Raw genomic sequence first — 17,116 nt, forward strand, 5'->3', positions numbered from 1 at the left:
GACCTTCATAAACCTATCTATGAAAGTCTGCAATAATATCCTTGAAGCTATTGGTCACACCCCAATGGTAAAACTGAACAAAGTAGCCGGTGATTTTCCTGCAACCATTTATGCAAAAGTGGAAACCTTTAATCCGGGTAATTCCATTAAAGACCGAATGGCGCTTAAAATGGTAGAAGATGCCGAAAAAGCAGGATTATTAAAACCCGGAGGAACCATTATTGAGGGCACCAGCGGAAATACGGGAATGGGATTGGCCATTGCAGCTATCATTAAAGGGTATAAATGCATTTTTACAACAACCGATAAACAATCCAAAGAAAAAGTTGACGCACTTCGCGCATTCGGTGCAGAAGTGATTGTTTGTCCAACTGACGTTGATCCCGAAGATCCGCGTTCGTATTATTCAGTATCATCGCGATTGGTTAATGAAGTACCTAATTCCTGGAAAGCGAATCAGTACGATAATCCCTCCAATGCACGCGCACACTACGAAACTACGGGTCCCGAAATCTGGGAACAAACACAAGGGAAAATTACACACCTGGTTGTGGGCGTAGGAACCGGAGGTACCATTTGCGGAACAGGAAAATACCTCAAAGAAAAAAATCCAAACATCAAAGTATACGGAATTGACACCTATGGTTCTGTATTTAAAAAATACAAGGAGACCGGTATCTTCGATAAGAATGAAATTTATCCCTACATCACCGAAGGTATCGGTGAAGATTTTCTGCCGGAAAATGTCGATTTCAGCATCATTGATCACTTTGAAAAAGTGACCGACCGCGACGCAGCCGTGTACACGCGTGAGATTGTAAAGAAAGAAGGAATTTGGGTTGGAAATTCAGCCGGTGCAGCTATTGGTGGCTTACTCCAAATGAAAGACAAATTCAAACCCGGAGATGTAGTGGTAGTTATCTTCCACGACCACGGATCCCGTTATGTAGGTAAAATGTTCAACGATGATTGGATGCGCGAAAAAGGATTCCTGGATAAAACAGGAATGACTGCACTTGATCTTGTTGGAACACGCAAAGAAAGTGATGTGGTTTCGATTGAAGCTTCTGAGAAAGTAAGCAAGGCCATCGAAATCATGAGCAAAAACAATTACTCACAAATTCCGGTTACTTCCGATCGTAGAATCATTGGTTCGCTTTCCGAAAATGCATTATACAATGCCATTGTACGCGATCCGAAAGTAAAAGATCAGGCCGTTGAAGTGGTAATGGAACACGCCTTTCCGTTTGTCGACATTACCACTCCATTGGAAGATCTTGCAAAAATGATTTCCGAAAAAACACCCGCAGTAATGGTTAAGGACTTCAAAAGCGATAAAGTTTATATCATTACCCAATACGATATCATTAAAGCACTTTGTTGATGATGTACATCGACCAGATGAACCGGCGATGCGTTTTGGAAAGTCCTCCGAAACGCATTGTTTCTTTGGTGCCCTCGCAATCGGAATTGATTTGGGATTTGGGATTAAAAAAAGAATTAGTCGGCATCACCAAATTTTGCATTCACCCTGGTGATATGTACCGCTCAGTGGAACGAATTGGCGGAACAAAACAACTGAACATTGAAAAAATTCAGCAGTTAAAACCTGATTTAATCATTGGTAATAAAGAAGAGAACGTAAAAGAGCAGATCGAACAACTTGAACGTGATTTTCCGCTTTGGATGAGTGATGTAAACACGCTGGAAGATGCACTCAACATGATTAGCGCAGTGGCTGAATTATGCCATAGAAAAAGTGAAGGAGAACAATTGGTGCAGAACATAAAAACATCCTTTCAAACCCATACTCAGCAATCGCAGGATCGTATTCTATACCTGATTTGGAAGGATCCATTTATGGCTGTGGGAAAAAACACCTTTATCGATGCGATGATTAAACAAGCCGGATTTCATAATAGCATTTTAACAGAGAGATATCCGGAAATCACGATGAGAGAAATTAATGAGTTAAATCCCGATCAGATTTTTCTTTCCACAGAACCTTTTCCTTTCAACGAAACTACACGAGCGGAAATAGAGCAACAAAGCGGAATTAAAACGAGGTTGGTCGACGGAGAATTATTTTCCTGGTACGGATCGCGTTTAATGAAATCGGCCAGCTATTTTACAATGCTTCATCACTGATTTCTTCCTCCGGTAATTCTTCATCAGCAGGCGTTTCAGAAGACCCGACAAACATCGATCCCACGGCTTGCAAAAAGCGAACCGTTTCAATCAGAGAATGTTTCTTTTTGTCGTTATAAAACAACTTCCCTTCCCACTTCATGGTGTTCGCCTCTGTTCCTACCGAATATCCGAATCCATAATGAACCGTAGCCACTTCTTCCATAACACCACGGATCATAAATCCGAATGGAGATTCCATGGGGATAGCTTCAATAAAATGGCTCACGTTGAAATAAAAATAATTCGAAAATCCATGAAACTGACTGGCAGGATCCGTGATGTAACGGTCGGTGGTCGACATACACAAGGTGTTTCCAATCACCGTAAAATGATAATCGATATCAAAAGGAGTAGTATAGGAATAAACACCTCCGCTATCCGGACGAATCAAGCTATCTGCACGTAATTGTTCCAGCAAGGCTTTTGCGGTTTCAGGATTACGCAATTCAAATCCTGCTTTAAAATCAGGAACCGGAAGCGATTTTAATCCTGCTGCACTATTGGTATCGGTATCGATGCGTAAAATGCGACAACCATCCACTTCAAGAATGAAATGATTGCCTAAAGAAGACTGGAGTCCATCATAAAGTTTTGCTTCAAGAGAATCCGGTATATTGAGTAAATCGCCTTTTTTAATCCACTCCACCCAACGTGCAGGTTCAAACGTTAATTGCAATCTGAAAATACCTTCCTGTAATTCTTGTGGAATATCGCTCGTATGTTCATGCATTTGAAATACCGTAGAAGCATCGGCAAGTAATTCCGGATCGGTGGTCATCGAATAACGCATATCGATATTCTCTTCCTTGAAATTTCCCGACAATCCCAATGAATGAATAAAACTTCCAATCATTCCTTTTAATGCAGGAGCCTGATCCATTTTTTCTATTCCTGGTTTCAACACCATAGTGAAATCGTTCGGATCGGAAACGGAAAACCATTCTTTTTCGGAAGGAATTGTTTTATTCAAAATGGAAATCGCCAATTTCTTTTTGCTTTCCTCTTTTTCGGGACCCAAAATTATTACTGCCACTTCATCGTTAAATGCAAAAGCGCTATTCCCTTGAGCAGAATAATGATTTTTTTCATCCAGATCTTCAATGGTGCCACCGTTTTCCTGTAAAAAGGATTGCAATCTGTCGTGAGAAGAAATATCGCTCAATATAACAGAAGCAGGCAATTCACCATCTCCACCCGGGACCATCAGAATGGTCATTCTGCCAAATAGATTCAATCCGTTGTTTACATTCTTACTCCAATCCGGTCCACCCTCGGTTTCCTGATCCACCAGCGACGAAAATTCTTCCTGGTTAAACAGGAAGCTATACGTTAAGGAACCCGCAATATTCTTGGTATTCACGGAAAACACCATCATGGCGTTGCCCGGAATATAAGCCAGATGTTTGGGTTCATTGGGAGAATAGGCAATGAAATAGGCAAATGCATTGGCAAAAAGCAATACCGAGATAAAGATGATGCGGAATACCTTACTAACCATTTTTGGTGCTGTTTCTGCTAAATTAATGGAAAATGGTGAATTATATCAGGAAGCTGTATTTTTGTAGTCGATGAGCCGTCATTTTAAGCACTTTTCTATCCTATTGATCTTCCTGATTTCGGGCTCCATTGTTAATGCTCAGAAGATTGGACTGGTCCTCTCCGGTGGTGGTGCAACGGGCATGGCGCATATCGGTGTATTAAAAGCATTGGAGGAATATGGGATTCCGGTGGATTATATCACGGGAACCTCAGCGGGAGCCCTGGTGGGCGGTATGTATGCGGCCGGATATTCGCCGGAGGAAATTGAGGCGCAGGTGCTGTCGGAAAAATTCCTCAATATGTCGGAAGGAAAAATCGAATCGAAATACCTCTATTACTTTAAGCAATTCGACAACAATGCAGGTATGGTCTCCCTGCGCTTATCGAAAGATTCCTTATTGCAAACCAGTATTCCCACCAACCTGGTGACGCCAACATTGATGGATTATGAAATGATGGTTGGTTTTTCTTCTGCAGCAGCAGCGGCTAATTATAATTTCGACAGTTTGTTTGTCCCTTTCCGTTGCGTTGCTTCCGATATTTTAGAAAAAAAATCGGTGGTGTTTTCCAGCGGACAACTCCACGAAGCGGTGCGCGCATCGATGTCCTTCCCCTTTTACATTAAACCACTCCGTGTAAACGGAAAATTATTATTCGATGGCGGATTGTACAATAATTTTCCGGCCAATGTAATGTACAATGATTTTTTTCCGGATATGGTAATCGGTTCCAACGTAAGCGGGAATACGGCGCCTCCTACCGAAGATGATATCATGTCGCAAATAAAAAACATGATTGTTACGCAGCAGGATTTCGGCCTGCGTTGCGATTACGGAATTATCATTCAACCGAAACCCGGAATTTCGACCTTTGATTTTGTTTCGTCTCAACAAGCCATCCAGGCCGGATACGATGAGACCATTAAAAACATTGATTCGATTCTAAAGCTTACATCACGAAGGGTGACTAAAGAAGAGCTCGCCGCACGCAGAGCTGCATTCAGGAAGAAATGTCCGCCATTGGAATTCGACAAGATTGAAGTGAGCGGTTTAAATAAAAAACAACAACAGTTTGTAAAAAATACACTCGTAAAACGAAAAGAAAAAAGCATCAGTGAAGAAGATTTAAAACCACGTTATTTCCGGGTTTTTCAGGATGAGAAAATTTCTTTTATGTATCCGAAAACCTATTATAAAAAAGAAACCGGCAAATACAGTTTGTTGGTCGACATAAAAAAAGACAAAGAATTCAATCTTGAATTTGGCGGGAATTTTTCTTCTCGTCCCATTAGCACAGGATACGTAGGATTGCAATTGCATTTATTGGGAAAATCGGCCTGGACATTTTCCGGAAAATCGTATTTCGGTAAATTTTACGCCGCCGGAAATCTGGCTATTCGCTATGAACCGCCAACGAAATTTCCTTTTTATCTGGAACCGGAATTCACCATTCACCGCTGGGATTATTTCAGAAGCTCTTCCACTTTTTTCGAAGATGTAAAAACCTCTTACCTCATCCAGGAAGAACAATTTGTGGGAATGAACATTGGCATGCCGGTGGGTAATCGCGGTAAATTGGTATTATTTAGTCGCTATGCCGAATTGGTGGACCAATACTATCAGGAACCTAACTTTTTATCGATCGATACAGCAGACCGCACCAAATTGTATGCAACGGTGCAGGGAATCTCCTACGAACGAAATACACTGAACAAAAAACAATATGCCAATGAAGGTTCATTTTTCAGTTTAACCGCGCGTTACATTGATGCACGCGAACGAACTGTTCCCGGATCTACCGCTCAGAACAGAGATACCATTTACGATTATCACAATTGGGGAATAATTAAACTGGAATTTCAGGATTATTTCAAAGACAAAGGATTTGTTCGTTTAGGAGTTAACCTCGAAGGTGTTTACTCCATCCAACCCTTTTTAAACAACTATAAAGCCACCATTTTATCTTCGCCGGTGTATCAGCCCATACCAGAAGCAAAAACCTTATTCCTTCCCAATTTCAGAGCCTTTCAATATATGGCAGCTGGTCACCAGGTGATTCTCCATTTCAAGAAAAATCTCGACTGGCGATTTGAGGCTTATGCTTTTCAACCTTTTTCTGTTGTGGAGGAAGGTCCCAATGGAGAAGCGCAATACGGAGAATTATTACGCAAGCGATATTTTATCGGATCATCCTCATTGGTATGGCATAGTCCGTTTGGACCCGCCAGCGTAAGTGTAAACTATTATCCAACCCAGGATCAACCTTTCTCCATTCTCTTTAATCTTGGTTATATTTTATTCCAGCGTCAGGCTTTAAAATAAATCAGATCGTTTCTTTCCACTCAATTAAATCGCGGATTACTGCACTTGCACAGGCTCCGCCAAAAGCAGCAGGTAAATAGGAAATTGTTCCGTAGGCCGATTTTTTAAAATTGGTACCATCGGTCAGCATTAACGATCCAACAGGTGCTTTTTCATTGGAGAAAACAGCTTTTACACCCTTATAAATTTTTTGTTTGTGCAATCGCTTACGCACGTAATGTGCCAGTTTGCAATTGTAGGTTTTAGAAATATCCGTAACGCGAATACGGGTAGGATCCAGTTTCCCACCTGCGCCCATAGATGATATAATGGGGATGTTATTGTGATAACAAGTGGATATCAGTGTGATTTTGGGAGTGATGGAATCAATGGCATCAATCACGTAATCGAATTTTTGAGAAAATAACAATTCGCGCATGGGTTCCATTCGCAGGAATTCCGGAATTACCGTTAAATCCACTTCCGGATTAATGGCTAATAAACGCTCGCGCATCCATTCGGCTTTCGACATTCCGTGCGTAGTTGCAAGTGCCGGTAATTGCCGGTTTCTATTGGTTGGATCTACCACGTCACCATCGCAAATGGTGACTTTTCCAATTCCTGAACGAACAATAAATTCAGCAGCGAAAGATCCTACGCCACCTAATCCAACGATTAACACATTGGAGCGGTTTAATTTTTCGAGACGTTCATCGCCAATCAACAAACGTGTCCTTCCTAACCATGCTGTATCTTTCATACAGAAATAAATTTTGCGTAATTATTTTTAATCAATTTTTGCAATTCATCCTTTTCTAATTTCAACACCAATCGTGCCTTTTCCGCTACCTCTTCAATGGAAGCGTGTGCATCATCCGTTTCCAGTAAAATTTTTTCTCTGCTGCACCGGGTGATGGAATCCTTTGTATCCGGATTTTCATTCAATAAACTTTTTCCGAATGAAATCCAGGCTCCGTACTTCTCCCATTCTTCCCATTTACTCCATTTTCCCGACAAGCCATGTACCAGGACATGCTGAGTATTATTGCATTTTTTTAGCAGTGAAATACATTCTGCATGCGCTTTCACCGAATGAATGACCAATGGCATTTGTAATTCATTGGCAAGTTTGATTTGTTGTACAAAAACACGCTCCTGCAAATTATAATCTGTGGTACAAACCTTATCGAGTCCACATTCACCAATGGCAATAACGCGCAGTCGGTTGGCTTTGATCAATCGTTCCAAATCACTAATCTGTGATTCAGATTTCTCATCCACTTCCCAGGGATGAATTCCCAATGAAAAAAATGCTTCGGGATACTTTTGTAAAAGTTCCTGAAAATGCAAAAGTCCCGATTGAATAATCAGGACCTCTGCTTGAGCATCGTAATGATGAGAATGAACGTTAATCATGCGCTCATCAACATAAATCAGACATTAAAACGGAAATGCATCACATCACCATCCTGCACGATATATTCTTTTCCTTCTACCGATAATTTTCCGTTTTCCTTACACGCGGTTTCACTTCCGAACTTCACGTAATCTTCATAGTGAATTACCTCAGCGCGAATAAATCCTTTTTCAAAATCAGTATGAATTACTCCTGCAGCTTGTGGTGCAGTCATTCCTTTGTAAATGGTCCAGGCTCTCACCTCTTTTACTCCTGCCGTAAAATAGGTTTGCAAATTCAATAAGGAATAACCTGCCCGAATTAATTTATTCACTCCGGGTTCTTCCAGTCCCATCTCATCCAAAAACATTTTGCGTTCCTCGAACGATTCCAGCGCGGCAATTTCCGACTCCATCGCTGCTGTGATAATACAAATCTCTGCGCCTTCGTCTTTTACCGCATTACGAACTGCATCAACATGCTGGTTGCCGGTTTTCACCGATTTTTCGTCGACATTACAAACATATAACACCGGTTTAGCAGTAAGCAAATGCAAATCGCTGATCATTTCAAGATCTTCTTTAGATAAACCGCAACTGCGAATATTTTTTCCTTGTTCAAGATGCGATTTAACCTGAACCAGAATTTCGTATTTACGTTTGGCATCTTTATCGCCACCGGTTTTGGCCATTTTCTCCACACGGGCAACGCCTTTTTCTACCGATTCAAGATCTTTCAGCTGAAGTTCGGTATCAATTACTTCTTTATCGCGAACGGGATTTACAGAACCATCCACATGCACAATGTTGCCATCTTCGAAACAACGCAATACATGTAAAATTGCATCCGTCTCACGGATGTTAGCTAAAAACTGATTTCCTAATCCTTCTCCTTTGGAAGCTCCTTTTACCAGACCGGCAATATCCACGATTTCTACTGTTGCAGGTAATACCCGTTCAGGTTTTACCAATTCTTCCAGTTTATAGAGACGATCATCCGGAACATTGGTCATTCCGATGTTTGGCTCAATTGTACAAAAAGGAAAATTGGCGGCTTGCGCTTTACCGCTCGATATGCAATTAAATAAAGTGGACTTACCTACATTCGGTAAGCCCACTATTCCACATTTTAAACCCATAATAGTGATACCTCATTAGATGATGAGGCGCGAAATTATCATTTTCCTCCGAGAACTGTAACAGTTCCGGTATAAACCTTTTCTTTTCGGGTAATATCCAATACGTAGAAATAGGTTCCGTCGGGAACTAATTTCCCGTTTTTATAGTGTTTTCCGTCCCAATTGTTCTGGTAATTATCATTCTGATAAACCAACAATCCCCAACGGTCGAACACCTGAAGCACTGAATTCGGATTTTTCTCTATGCCCACTACTTCAAATACGTCATTACTTCCATCACCATTCGGTGAGAAAACATTTGGTATGATTACGGCGCAGTCCTCGAAATACATATAGGAAGTATCCGTTACCGTAGCACAAAGATTGGTTACTGCCACGGTGTACACCTGAGCACCCTCTGTAGGGTGAATGGTATTGATCTGAGCCGTTGTTTCGCCTGTGCTCCAGAGATAGGTACTTCCGGGTTGTGTTGCATCCAATACGATAAACTCATCCATGCAAATGGTATCGCTCACAATATCGGGAGCCGGATCCGGGAGGTAATCGATGACCAGGGTATCCGAACCCGTACAGGTTAAATCGGTAATTAAAACGGAATAAGTTCCGGTTTGGTCAACGGTTACTGTAGGATTGAGCGCTGATGGATTGGAGAAGGTAAGATTGGATCCATTCGGTTGCGATAAAATCGACCAGGCTACTTGTCCGGGAGCAGTAACTCCACTCACATTGTAGAACAAATTACAGGTTTGTCCGTTCGGAGGGAAATTTCCTAATCCAAGAACGGTCAATTGAATCGTTGTATCGTATGTACAACCGAAATTATCAGTTACCGTGTAAGTATAGCTATGAACACCGGCAGTGGTCGGTTGTACAACTACAGCGGTATCATTCTGACCCGAAATGATATCGGGACTACTTTGCCAGTTTTCTGATACGATTAGCGGCGTATAGAATTCGGTATTTGGATTAATGGCAGGATTAAAGAAAATTCCCCACTCAAAAATAAATCCGTCGTCGATACCTAAATTATCACGAATGGTGATGGTCCAGTTACCGTTAATCGGACAACCGATAAAACTTGCAAACGAAACTTCAGGTTTATAGGTACCCGGAGTCATGGTTTGACCGGCAGAAGGACTAGGAGGAGCTGTGAGCGTTACGGTATTTCCTCCTGCAAATTCTTGTCCTAATGTTCCCCATGCAGCATTATCTTCAAAGCAATATTCATATCCAATTCCGGGAGTACCATTTCCGGAGTCATCGGCTTCACCCAAGAAGGTTCCTCCACCTCCAAAGCCACCGGGGAAAAGTCCATTCCCTGTATAGGAGTTAAAGACATTAATCATAACACCGCTCGGACAAGTCAATGCCATTTCCAAATCTCCCAAATAAGAGTGTTCCATGGTAACACACATCCGTTGAATATCGGAAGCCGAAGTAACGGTTTGTCCGGGTAGGAAATCATGAATATTAATCGAGGTCGTATAATTCTGACCTGATCCATCCGGCAGATACGTTAAACCAGCGAAGGTTCCTCCAATTTCAAAGGATCCTTGAGTTGGATCAACACCCACAGTATCGGTTTGCGTAACCCCACCAATCAGCAAAGTCGATTCGCCCAAACAAATGGTATCATCTTCCGGCATGGTACCCGCAAAACTTGGAATGGTGGAAACACGGATTTTACATTTCATTACCTGAATGTAACCGATGGGATCGGTGATACGAAGCGTAACCAAATAACCTGCGCGATTCGGCGGAGTAAAATAAACTTGTGCACCGGTTTGTGAGGTTCCATCGGAAAAATCCCATTGGAAAGTACAATTGGAAATATTCTGGCTATAACCAAATGGTACACCATAGTTCGTTTGATTTGATTCGGAAGAATATGGAAAATCAGGTGCCGCTACTAATAAAACAGAATCACCATAACACACATCTACATAACCGGTATCGGCAGGACTCATCGCATTGGGTTGTTGTCCGTTGATAAATCCTAAAATATGCGGATCATAAGGTTGAGGAGGATTTCCGCATGAAACATTCGCTTGCCATCCTGTTCCTGTTCCGGAAGCATCCGAAGTAAACTGAATGGTTAAACAACCACTGGAATTGGCAAATGAAGCCGTATAGGTAAATCCATTGGGATCGGTAACGGAATTGTGTGTACCAAGCAATGGAGATGCAATGGAAGGACCATCATACACCGTTACAAAATCACCGGCTAGTACATCCCACTGAAATCCTACATTGATGGCGAATGCAACAGTGACTTTACTTCCTACCAGTGCGTTGATGTCGGGACAAATAACGATAACCTGATTTTCATTATTACCGTAATTCGCACCATTTCCACCCGAATCGAAAAAGTTCTGTACCGATCCATCATCAAAATTGGCACAGGTGATGGGGTTCGACTGATCGTAATCGGGATCTGTAATGTTTATTGTTTGTGCAGAAGCAGCTTGAATGCTTAAAACCGCAGATGCAATGAAAAAGAGTTTAAATAATTTCATAACCACGGCTTATTTAGAGGATAAAATAATTTCTTCGGATAAAACGACCAACATTTTATTTGTACCGTTGATGCGGTAATACTGATAGTTTTTCTTTTCGGGACTCAATCCCAATGCAAAAAGGTTTACATTTTTTAAATCGCTGATAGCAACTGAACCGCGAATTTCATGGGCATTCGATTTTTCCGCTGGCAGATCCATAATTACCCAACCTGATTTAGCCACCTTATTCAGATAAGCCAATTTTTCAGGCGTGTTACTTTTCATTTCAGTTAGTTCCTCTTTAGAATACTTCGACAACAAACGAACATCCCAGTCCGACGATTGAGCAGATAATCCGGCTGTTAAAAACACAGCGAGGAAAAGCGACATGATCATTTTTTTCATTGGTAAACGTATTTGTTGTAAATATAACCATAAAAAAAGAAAACTCCGTTACCTCAATGAAGTAACGGAGTTTCATATTTACTGAAATCTGTGAATCCTATTGTGCAAATATGGTTACTGTACCATTATAAATTTTACCGTTTTCGAGTTTAAGCACATAATAATATACGCCTGAACTTACGCGTTTTCCATTCTTGTAATGTGCTCCATCCCAATTGTTTTTATAATCGGAACTTTCATAAACCATTAGTCCCCAGCGATCAAATACCTGCAATAAGGAATTATTGTAATACTGGAGATTTCTTACTTCAAACACATCATTAGCACCTGATGATAATCCCGGTGAAAACACATTTGGAATAAATACATCCAATGGTAAAACTTCATAGGTAAATGTATAAGTGTCGGTACATCCTGCCGCAGAGGTAACTGTTAGGGTTACTGTATATGTTCCAGGCTCAGTGTAAATGTGCACTGGATTTTCAAGATAGCTGGTATCACCATCTCCCAATATCCATTCCCATGCTACAATAGCGCCGCTTGCTATGGTAGAGCTGTCGGTATAAATCAATGTATCATTCTGGAAAATTGTTCCTGATGGTGGAATCGGATATCCCATTGCATCCGGATATGGATTGAGTGCTACCAATGCAGATGGAGAAGTTCCAACACAACCATTGGTATCGGTAACCGTTACTGTGAATGATCCTGAGCTCACCCATTGGGTGGAATCGGCAATGCCATTTGACCAGTTATAGGTTACATACGAAGAATCGACCGATAACAACGTTGAATCGCCACAACCGGAAGCTGCACCTAATATTTCCGGTGTTGGAAGAGGATTCACTTCGAAATCGATAAAATTCGTTGCATAGCATCCATTCTGACCAACCGTAACGTAGTATTGACCTGCCGTATTTACCGTGATTCCTGATGAGGCATCGGTGGTGTTCCATAAGTAAGAATCATAGGGTCCACCCGAAACCGTTAAGTTGGAAGAACCTCCCACACAAACGGATTGAGCACCTAAAATAACTGGATTAAAATTCGCTAAGCCTGTGGTATCGATGAAAACCGTAATCGGGAACATGGTTGACATGGCCGGAGTACCGTTATCAGTTGCCGTAACTTCTAAAATATTGAAGCCTGCATCTGCTAGCGAAGAAACCACCATCAAATTACATGTTCCATTAGCTGTTGATAAAACAGAATAATTGGTTAGCGTTGCAGAGTTCACGGTAAATGAAATGGTTTGTCCATTTTCCGGTGCAATAAATGAAATAGAGAACAATAAAGTATCACCTACTCCGCAAATGTTAATGGTATCTCCACAAGCAATACCACTACCCGATCCGCTGGAACTGGATGGTGTTACTCCGGATACAATTGGAGCAATGTTTGAACTCGATACACAGGTATTAAACTTGAACGTTCCGTTATCTAACCAATCGATTCCATCTGAAAGTCCAAAAGGACCATCATAAGCATTTCCTGCCTGATCAAAACGACCGAATTGAACGAAGTCAACCCCATTACCACGATTAGAACCAACCGTAGCAGGAGTTCCACCGAATCCATTGGTTCCGCCCGAAGCATCACCTGTGGTCCAGTCCATATCCTGATAACAAAAAGCAACGTTATTGCCCATTCCGATAAAAGGGTCCGTTCCATCAGAAAGTACTAACTGAAACGTACAACGCTTATCACCGTGCTGAGAATAATATCCCACATTTACCCAATTGATGTAAATGGCATTGGGATAAATTTTATAGACCACCGATCCATTTCCCGCTCGTGTATCCACATCAGCCCAGAAAGGTGCAACCATTACGTAAGTAGGATCCGGAAATGGATTTGCACTAAAGGTTCCGTAAGGGGTACCGAAGGATACATTTCCGTTGTTGTTGATGTAAAGACTCGTGTAGTTATCCCCGTATAAACAAAAGGTAAAAGGAATATTGATTAAACCGGTAGAACCATCGTCGTTCGGTGCCATGGCTGTGGTGTAGGAAGCATCGGGTTCGATGTAACATCCGCACACTGCACCGCCGCGATTTTGATGCGGAGCATCATTATCGTTGTGAAAAATTTTAGAAGGATCGAAAATGGCGTCCTTGCCTTTGGGAGTCGGCAAAAGAATCGTGTGATTTCCCGGAGGGATGGTTCCGGTACTTTTCAGTTGTTCATACTCCTGAGGAGTATAGGTGTTCCCTTTAGGTGTTTGTGCAAGAAGCGTTCCGGCACTGAACAGGCAAATTCCTAAAAAGGCGAGTTTTTTCATGATTTCCGGTGTTTGTTTTGAGGAGTCGAATAAACAGATATTTTTTCTTTTTCCCGAGACATTCATCATTTAAAAAAGATGTTTTGCGCAATTTTCAAAAGTTTTCAACTTGGGTCTATTGCCCCTTATGCAAACTCTTAACTTTGGCGCTTAAAATCAAACAAAAATGGCCAATATCGAGGAATTGAAAAGAACCTGTTCTCAGGTAAGACGAGATATTATACGAATGGTTGCACAGGTGCAGAGCGGACATCCGGGAGGTTCGTTGGGATGTACAGAATATCTTGTGGTTCAATACTTCCATAATCTAAAACACAATCCTGCCCAATTCAGTATGGATGGTAAAAACGAGGATCTGTTTTTCCTTTCCAACGGACATATTTCCCCTGTGTTTTACAGTGTTTTATCCCGCAGCGGATATTTCCCCGTGTCGGAATTAGCCACATTCAGAAAATTAAACACCCGCTTACAGGGTCACCCCACCACCCATGATCATTTACCCGGTGTAAGAATGGCCAGCGGATCACTTGGACAAGGCTTATCCGTTGCGGCCGGAGCTGCATTATCGAAAAAATTGAATAACGACAAAGCACTGGTATACAGTCTGCACGGTGATGGAGAAATTCAGGAAGGTCAGATTTGGGAAGCAGCCATGTATGCCGCGCACAATAAAATCGACAACCTGATTGCAACGATCGATTATAATGGTCGCCAGATTGACGGTGATGTGGACCATGTTTTATCACTCGGTGACCTCGAGGGCAAATGGAAATCGTTTGGATGGGAAGTGATGAACATTCAAAACGGAAACGATGTGCAGCAGGTGATGGAAGGACTGGACAAAGCTAAAAGTTTGACAGGCAAAGGAAAACCGGTGATGATCATTATGAAAACAGAAATGGGCATGGGAGTTGATTATATGATGGGAACACATAAATGGCATGGATCGGCTCCTAACGCAGAACAAACAGAAAAAGCCCTCGCACAGTTGGAAGAAACGTTGGGCGATTATTAATGTGATGTCCCTAAAAAGGATTTCCATATCATTCCTGTTTGCATTTTTTTGCATCACTTCTTTTGCACAACAAGAGGAGACCACTACCCGCATCCTTTTTATTTTCGATGCCTCCAATTCCATGAATGCACCCTGGCAGGGAAGCAGCAGAATTGACATTGCACGCAGAGTGATGGCGCGTTCGCTGGATAGTTTAAAAACCATTCCCAATCTGGAAGTGGGATTGCGCATTTACGGTCACCAATCGCCTTTATTACCCGGGCAACAAGATTGCAACGACACAAAACTGGAAGTCCCCTTTTCACCACAAGGTGCGGAAAAAGCAAAAGGCTGGATTAATTACGTTGTTCCAAAAGGCACCACGCCCATTGCACGATCATTAGAAAAAGCCGGCGGCGATTTTCCTGAATGTAAAAAATGCAGAAACGTAATTATTTTGGTTACCGACGGAATCGAAGCCTGCGACGAAGATCCATGCGCCATTGCAAAAGCATTACGGTCGAAAGGCATTATTGTAAAACCTTTTGTGATAGGTATCGGAATGAACATGGATTATCTGAATGCATTAGAGTGCATCGGAACCGTTTATGATGCATCGTCGGAAGAAACCTTTAAGCAGGTTTTAAACGTGGTTATTTCACAAGCCTTAAACAATACGACCTGTCAGATAAACATCAACGACATTCACAAAAAACCGACAGAAACCAATATCAGTTTTTCATTGTACGATGAAAAAAGTGGGGCATTAAAATACCACTACATTCACACCATGAATAAAGCCGGGAATCCGGATACATTGACGATTGATCCATTATTGACCTATAAACTAGTGGTGCACAGTGTACCTCAGGTGGAGAAAAAAGGAATTCGCTTAATACCTCAAAAACATAACATCATTGAAATTGATGCGCCACAAGGAGCAATTGAAACAAAAATTTCGGGTTACAATAAAACATCTTCAGTAATGATGATTGTGCGCAAAAAGGGAGAGATGAATACTATTTATGCGCAACACTTTCCGGAGAAACAAGATTACCTGGTGGGCAATTACGATTTGGAAATTCTTACGCTGCCCCGTATTTATATGACGGATGTAAAAGTGAATCAAAGCGCAACCACCAAAATAGAAATCCCACTGGCAGGAACGCTCGACTTAAACACACCGATTGGCGGATACGGAGCCATTTTTCAATTGGAAAATGGTAAAACGAATTGGGTGTGCGACATCAAAGATGAATTCAGCCGACAAAGCTTTAATCTGCAACCCGGAAAATACAAAGTGGTATACCGCAACCGGAAAACAAGTAAAACAGTTTATACCACCGAAAAATCATTTACAATAACATCAGGACAAACGACCGTAATTACACTATAACCATGGAAAAGTTTAAGATCAAGAATCAACAAGACACCCGTAGCGGATTTGGAGAAGGACTATTGGAACTCGGAAGAAAAAATCCGAATGTAGTTGCTCTGTGTGCCGACCTTACCGGATCGCTGAAAATGGATGCGTTTGAAAAAGAATTTCCTGATCGCTTTTTCCAAACCGGAATTGCAGAAGCAAATATGATCGGATTGGCAGCGGGTATGACCATTGGCGGAAAAATTCCTTACACTGGAACATTCGCCAATTTTTCTACGGGACGTGTTTACGACCAGATTCGTCAGAGTGTGGCCTACAGCGAAAAAAATGTAAAAATTTGTGCTTCACATGCCGGATTAACCCTGGGTGAAGATGGTGCTACACATCAGATTTTAGAAGATATCGGATTAATGAAAATGCTTCCGGGTATGACGGTGATTAATCCCTGCGATTTTAACCAGACCAAGGCAGCCACCATTGCCATAGCAGAACATCAGGGTCCGGTTTACCTGCGCTTCGGCCGACCAAAAGTTCCCAACTTCACTGAGGAAAATCAAAAATTTGAAATCGGAAAAGCGTTGATGTTAAACGAAGGCGTTGATGTCACCATTTTCGCTACCGGACATTTAGTTTGGAAAGCCATTGAAGCCGGAAGAATTTTATTGGAAAAAGGAATTAATCCTGAAATAATAAATATCCATACGATTAAACCTTTGGACGTTGAGGCAGTCTTAACTTCTGTACGCAAGACCAAATGTTGTGTAACCGCAGAAGAGCACATGATGGCCGGAGGATTAGGCGAAAGTATTGCTCAGGTGTTGGTTCGCAACTTCCCTGCCCCACTCGAAATGGTAGCCGTAAACGACACCTTTGGTGAAAGCGGTACACCTGAAGAGCTGATGCAGAAATACGGTCTGGATTCACCAGATATTGTACGTGCTGCTGAGCGCGCCATAGCCCGGAAATAAGTCCGCCGGAACACAAAGAGGCC

At 41.8% G+C, this 17,116-nt stretch carries 13 protein-coding genes; 6 read left to right on the forward strand and 7 right to left on the reverse strand.

Features of this window, described 5'->3' with window-relative positions:
* Positions 1–19: 19 nt before the first annotated feature.
* Together K1X56_05820 and K1X56_05825 are read left to right on the forward strand one after the other, a co-directional pair.
* The gene (locus tag K1X56_05820; protein ID MBX7094219.1) at positions 20–1,384 is read left to right on the forward strand and encodes a pyridoxal-phosphate dependent enzyme; all 1,365 of its coding nucleotides are present in this window, start codon (positions 20–22) and stop codon (positions 1,382–1,384) included.
* Positions 1,384–2,148: a helical backbone metal receptor gene (locus K1X56_05825; GenBank protein MBX7094220.1), complete on the forward strand. Its 765-nt coding sequence runs from the start codon at positions 1,384–1,386 to the stop codon at positions 2,146–2,148. Before K1X56_05820 ends, K1X56_05825 begins: the two co-directional genes overlap by 1 nt.
* Here K1X56_05825 and K1X56_05830 read toward each other — a convergent pair.
* Positions 2,129–3,688 carry a hypothetical protein gene (locus K1X56_05830; GenBank protein MBX7094221.1) on the reverse strand — a complete coding sequence of 520 codons (1,560 nt, stop codon included), beginning with the start codon at positions 3,686–3,688 and terminating at the stop codon, positions 2,129–2,131. The two genes, K1X56_05825 and K1X56_05830, sit on opposite strands and share 20 nt — an antisense overlap.
* Before the next feature lie 70 nt (positions 3,689–3,758).
* Here K1X56_05830 and K1X56_05835 point away from each other — a divergent pair, with 70 nt between their 5' ends.
* The gene (locus K1X56_05835; protein MBX7094222.1) at positions 3,759–6,050 is read left to right on the forward strand and encodes a patatin-like phospholipase family protein; all 2,292 of its coding nucleotides are present in this window, start codon (positions 3,759–3,761) and stop codon (positions 6,048–6,050) included.
* A 1-nt stretch (position 6,051) separates the two neighbouring features.
* On the opposite strand, the gene K1X56_05840 is transcribed toward K1X56_05835, so the two are convergent.
* The 6 genes from K1X56_05840 to K1X56_05865 form a co-directional block, all read right to left on the reverse strand.
* On the reverse strand, positions 6,052–6,789 hold the full coding sequence (locus K1X56_05840) for a tRNA threonylcarbamoyladenosine dehydratase (protein MBX7094223.1): 738 nt from the start codon (positions 6,787–6,789) through the stop codon (positions 6,052–6,054).
* Positions 6,786–7,445 (reverse strand): TatD family hydrolase, encoded by a 660-nt coding sequence (locus K1X56_05845; GenBank protein ID MBX7094224.1) that lies wholly within the window; start codon positions 7,443–7,445, stop codon positions 6,786–6,788. Before K1X56_05845 ends, K1X56_05840 begins: the two co-directional genes overlap by 4 nt.
* A 17-nt stretch (positions 7,446–7,462) precedes the next feature.
* Entirely contained in the window at positions 7,463–8,563 is a 1,101-nt protein-coding gene (gene ychF / locus K1X56_05850) for a redox-regulated ATPase YchF (GenBank protein MBX7094225.1), read from the reverse strand.
* Between the two features lie 38 nt (positions 8,564–8,601).
* The gene (locus tag K1X56_05855) at positions 8,602–11,079 is read right to left on the reverse strand and encodes a gliding motility-associated C-terminal domain-containing protein (protein ID MBX7094226.1); all 2,478 of its coding nucleotides are present in this window, start codon (positions 11,077–11,079) and stop codon (positions 8,602–8,604) included.
* Between the two features lie 9 nt (positions 11,080–11,088).
* Positions 11,089–11,466 carry a hypothetical protein gene (locus tag K1X56_05860; GenBank protein ID MBX7094227.1) on the reverse strand — a complete coding sequence of 126 codons (378 nt, stop codon included), beginning with the start codon at positions 11,464–11,466 and terminating at the stop codon, positions 11,089–11,091.
* Between the two features lie 97 nt (positions 11,467–11,563).
* Positions 11,564–13,747, reverse strand: a complete 2,184-nt coding sequence (locus K1X56_05865; GenBank protein ID MBX7094228.1) for a gliding motility-associated C-terminal domain-containing protein — start codon at positions 13,745–13,747, stop codon at positions 11,564–11,566.
* A 166-nt stretch (positions 13,748–13,913) separates the two neighbouring features.
* Here K1X56_05865 and K1X56_05870 point away from each other — a divergent pair, with 166 nt between their 5' ends.
* From K1X56_05870 to K1X56_05880, 3 genes are read left to right on the forward strand one after another with little or no spacing between them, the layout of a single operon-like run.
* A complete protein-coding gene (locus K1X56_05870) occupies positions 13,914–14,762 on the forward strand; it encodes a transketolase (GenBank protein MBX7094229.1) in 849 nt (282 codons plus the stop codon).
* A gap of 4 nt (positions 14,763–14,766) precedes the next feature.
* Positions 14,767–16,137, forward strand: a complete 1,371-nt coding sequence (locus K1X56_05875) for a VWA domain-containing protein (protein ID MBX7094230.1) — start codon at positions 14,767–14,769, stop codon at positions 16,135–16,137.
* Between the two features lie 2 nt (positions 16,138–16,139).
* Positions 16,140–17,093, forward strand: a complete 954-nt coding sequence (locus tag K1X56_05880; protein ID MBX7094231.1) for a transketolase family protein — start codon at positions 16,140–16,142, stop codon at positions 17,091–17,093.
* Positions 17,094–17,116: the final 23 nt, after the last annotated feature.

Source organism: Flavobacteriales bacterium (assembly GCA_019694795.1).
Taxonomy (GTDB): Bacteria; Bacteroidota; Bacteroidia; order Flavobacteriales_D; family UBA2798; genus UBA2798.